This window comes from Mycobacterium angelicum (genome assembly GCF_002086155.1).
GTDB classification, from domain to species: Bacteria; Actinomycetota; Actinomycetes; order Mycobacteriales; family Mycobacteriaceae; genus Mycobacterium; species Mycobacterium angelicum.
Map to the genome: position 1 here is coordinate 1 of NZ_MVHE01000482.1, position 221 is coordinate 221.

2 protein-coding genes are annotated in these 221 nt (G+C 65.2%); both read right to left on the bottom strand.

What is annotated here, in order from left to right; genetic code table 11:
• On the bottom strand, nt 1-69 hold a 69-nt coding region (locus tag BST12_RS34130), incomplete at its 3' end, for a hypothetical protein (RefSeq protein WP_245850640.1).
• 74 nt (nt 70-143) lie between these two features.
• The coding region (locus BST12_RS30355; RefSeq protein WP_139802159.1) for a GlsB/YeaQ/YmgE family stress response membrane protein at nt 144-221 on the bottom strand (78 nt) is incomplete at its 5' end.

Here is a 221-nt window from a genome sequence, read left to right on the forward strand (position 1 = left end):
GGTGTCCATCGGGCCGGGCCGACGCACCTGCCACGCACTCATCGTCGCCGTGGTCGCCGGTGAGACCATCACTCCATCATGCCGCTACCCGTCGCCGGCCGCCGCAGTCACACTCAATTTGCATGGCCGACAACAGTTTGGCGCTAGGTCTTGCGCACCATGCCGACGATCCACAGCAGGACGACAGCCCCGCCCAGGGCGACGAAGAAGGTGAACCAGTA